General features: G+C 49.0%; 3 protein-coding genes and 1 pseudogene. All 4 read right to left on the bottom strand.

What is annotated here, in order from left to right:
- Positions 1-70 precede the first annotated feature (70 nt).
- Positions 71-514, bottom strand: a complete 444-nt coding sequence (locus tag Q0238_RS03810) for a flavin reductase (RefSeq protein WP_297943049.1) — start codon at positions 512-514, stop codon at positions 71-73.
- Between the two features lie 80 nt (positions 515-594).
- Positions 595-1,869 carry a nitronate monooxygenase gene (locus Q0238_RS03805; protein ID WP_297943047.1) on the bottom strand — a complete coding sequence of 425 codons (1,275 nt, stop codon included), beginning with the start codon at positions 1,867-1,869 and terminating at the stop codon, positions 595-597.
- Between the two features lie 1,058 nt (positions 1,870-2,927).
- On the bottom strand, positions 2,928-3,299 hold the full coding sequence (locus tag Q0238_RS03800) for a hypothetical protein (RefSeq protein ID WP_297943045.1): 372 nt from the start codon (positions 3,297-3,299) through the stop codon (positions 2,928-2,930).
- A gap of 397 nt (positions 3,300-3,696) precedes the next feature.
- Positions 3,697-3,952: pseudogene (locus tag Q0238_RS03795) on the bottom strand (hypothetical protein); the annotation flags it as partial.

Here is a 3,952-nt window from a genome sequence, read left to right as displayed (position 1 = left end):
GAGCCGTTCTAGCAGGCGAGTATCCGACCTCTCGCCCAAGATTATCGGCGGACGGACGATCTGAAAGCTGTCAAAGCCGAGCTCGCTCACGCGCCGCTCGATCTGCCCTTTGGCACGCAGATAAAAGCTTGGCGAACCTTCGCTCGCACCCGGAGATGATACGAGCACGAAGCGCCGCGCAGCCCCGCATCATCGGCACGTCCCGCTCGTAAAACATCTCCACGCCCTCAAGCTTGCCCGCGCCCCCTCGCATACTTGTCGTGCCCATCTTGGCGACGAATTGCGCCTGCGAGACGAAAGGCACCTGCACGGCAAATTTGCCGCTCTTTTCAAAAAGCGAGCGGGTAAAAGAGCTAGCACCTATGACGGCCGTTAGCTTGTCGTAGTCCAGAGGGCAGACCCATGACGCGCTCATGACGTCCCGCACGCCGTCAAATTCGGCCGAGACCATGACGGTCGGCCCGTGATTTATGAGGCGATACGCTTTGTGAAGTTCGACAGGTTTTAGTGACATTTTTTCTTCTTTGGTTTGATAAAATTTAAATTTTATTTTTTGCCGATAATAGCCTAAATTTGGCAAATTTATCCATCTTATTAAACAAAATCGGCCATAAGCTCGCCGACGATTTTTTTGGCGCTTTTTATCTCTTTTATTAGGCTAATACCAGAATTTACGTATATTATGCCATTTTCTATATCGCCATCTATCATTGCGAGCCTTAGCGGATTTAGTCGCTCGATTTTTTGCGCCACTACTTCCTTGTCGCCGTTTAGATACATTGCGTTTAGCTCCTTGGCAAATTTACTCGGCACTACGCGTTGATATTCCGAAACAAAAAACAGCTCGCTAGAGCCCATAGATACGATGCTCTCTTTTGCCGGTTGCGCTGCCGGGCACTCGGTACTAGCGATAAATCTAGTACCCACGTAAACACCGCTAGCCCCAAGCGCAAAGGCTGCTCGTACGCCTCTAATGTCGTTTATCCCGCCCGCAGCCATCACAGGCACGCTCACGGCATCGGCGATGATCGGCACGATGCTAAAAGTACCTATTTTATTTTGCGGGCCCACTCCTCCTTCATCGTATCCCGTGGCAATTATAATATCTGCGCCCTCTTCTTGTGCCGCGCGAGCCGAATTTGCGCTTGGCGTAAGCGCTCTATGCACCAAAACTCCGCCGTTATCTTTTATAAATTTAAATAGCTCCGTTTCCGCTATGCCGACAAAGAAAAACACCTTTACGCCAGCCTCAAATGCCGTTTCCATAACCTTTAGCGCATATTTTTTGTCATTATCGTTTCGACAAACGATATTTACGCCGTAAGGCTTATTAGTTAGCGACTTTATACGTTCAAATTCTCGTTTATATCGCTCTTTCGTGTTTAAATTTTCAGAGTCTCTGCCGGCATTTGGCCCCAGCACGCCCATTCCGCCGGCATTTGATACGGCAGCTACCAATGCGGCATTTGTTACGTTATTCATCGGAGCCTGCACGATAGGCAAGCTGACGCCCAAAATTTCGCACAGTTTTGTCGATTGATTAAAATTTTTCATATTCTTTTCCTTTAAATTTTTAGCTAATGTACCTGCCCTCGGCGCCTCTTTGCGGGCGAGAGGAAAAAACTCCTCGCTCCTAGCTTTTATGCCTTTTTCTAGCGCCGCCAGCAGCCTGTCCTTATCCTGCGGTAGCCTTCCCGCGAGGGGTACGGAGTTGCTAGGGTGCATCCCCAGTATCTGCGTGTCTTTTAGCTCGAGCGCTTCGATTAGGCGCATTTCCTCCAGCAGATTCTCGCCTGCGGTATTTTCGGTAAATTTGCCCTTTTGTGCGATGCTATAAAGCGCGCTTCCTTTAGCCAGAAATAAGGTCATGAGAAAAACCATCCAAGGCTGCACCTCGTTTATGAGCTTCGCGCTTTCGTCGATGTGCTCTTTTGAAAACTACATCCCGCCACCGACGACGATATTTAGGCAAAAGTCGTAACCGAATCTTTTTAGCCTAAGCAGCTGCGCCTTGGCCTCGTCGGCATCGTAGCCTTTTTTAAGCAGTTTAAGGGTCTGCGTGTGACTCGACTCGAGCCGATATTCATACCGTTAAATCTAAGCTTGCGCAAATTTTGCAGCTCCTCGTCGCTCTTTTTGGCGATGCCCGCGATCGTCGCGTAAGAGGCGATGGCCTCGACCTCGGGGAAAATTTGGACGCTTTCTCGCCTATGGCGCTAAGCGTCTCGTAATCCAGCGAAAAAGCGTCGCCGTTTAGCAAAAAAATGCGTCTGACGAAGGGATTATAGCGCCTAGCCTCGGGCAAATCGCGCTCTATTTGCTCGATCGATTCGACCGCAAACGGGACGTCGTGGTACATCGTGCAAAATGCGCAGCGATTGTGACTACAGCCCTAAGTCGCCTGCACCAGCAAAGAGTTAGCCTCGTAAGGTGGCCTATACGTAGTTCCCGTATACTTCATAAGTATGCTCCTTTATATTTTTTGCGTGATTATACGTTGGCTTTATAAATAGATAATGTAAATTTGTAAAATATATTACATAGAAAACGGCTCGTTTTATACTCGCTACAAAAGCGCCTATTTACGGGCTCTTTGCGGGTTTGTCGCTATTTTTGGCTATTTTGTCGGTCTTGGAGATTTTTAGCGCGAGCTTTTTCCACGCTAAATTTGAGCCCTCGCGCAGAGAACTATAAACGCACAAAGGCGGCGACGCGCACTGAGGTCAAAGCTCCAAATTTCTATCAAATTTTGCTTTAGGTAGCTGTAAATTTAAACGCTCGTTGAGGCAAGCGCGCAAATTTGATTATCCCGGGATAAATTTAAATTTACGAGGCGAGGGCTTGCAAATTTTGCCTAATCCTGCAAGCCCCTCAAATTCGAGCTGCTACGCAAACTCTTTTGGATGATAAATTTGCACGCCTTTGCTCTACGTTTGCGCGGCGGCGATGACGACGACGGCGATATTTTGCGCGCTCATCGGGCGGTAGTTCGTCAAGATCCCCTTCGGCAAAAGCCCGAACAGCCAGATCGTAAAGAGCTCGCTGAGTCGCAACTCGTTATGCTCGCTTTTTATCGCGGGTAGCCTAGCGATTTGCAGGCTTTCAAAGCCCAGCTCGGCGATCTTTTTCTCGGCCTTGCCCTTTGCTCTCATGTAGAAAAATCTCGACCGTTCGTCCGCGCCGTAGGCGGAGATAAGCACGAAACGGCGAGCGCCCGCGGCGATGCCCCATTTTGCGGTATTTACGGGGTAGCTCACGTCCACTTTGTAAAACTGCCCGCGGCTACCGGCTTGCTTCATCGTCGTGCCCAGCGCGCAGAAAATCTCGTCTATGTCGCACGGCTCTATCTCTTTGATCTTATCTAAATTTACGATCTACACCTCAAGTTTTTCGTGGCTAAACTTTAGCTCCCTACGCGCCTAGACGACGATCTTGTCGTAGTTTTGGCTTTCGCAAAGCCCTCGCACGATCTCGCACCCGACCGCTCCCGTCGCGCCCACGACCAAAGCCGTTTTTCTCATTTTTGCTCCTTTGATTAAATTTTATCGGCTGCAGATACCGCGAATAACCGAATCAGCTCGGTATTAATTTGCTCTAAATTCACGTCCTAGTCTGCTGAGCAGGCCTAAGCTTTAGCGCGCTTGGATTAAATTCTTTCGCGGCGCGCGAAATTTAGCGGACTTAAAATTTCACCCGCTATTTTCTGTGGATCTTATAGCCCTTGCCGCTTTTTGTTTTTAGCAGCGAAATTTTTCCGTCCTTCGAAACGTAGTAGCCGCCCTTAACTTTGCTTAAAATTTCGCTCTGCGGCAAGCTCGCCCAAAAAATTTCTACCCTGCTTTTATCCGCGGAAAATATCCCGTAGATCGCAAGCGTAGCGTTATCCGGATCATCTAACCTCACGTCCGCGACGTCAAAAACCTGCACGCAGCCATTCTTGATCTTTGAAAAG

It is taken from the genome of uncultured Campylobacter sp. (assembly GCF_938045775.1).
GTDB lineage: Bacteria > Campylobacterota > Campylobacteria > Campylobacterales > Campylobacteraceae > Campylobacter_B.
The sequence above is the reverse complement of the archived record's forward strand: the minus strand, read 5'-3'. Positions and strand labels throughout refer to the sequence as shown.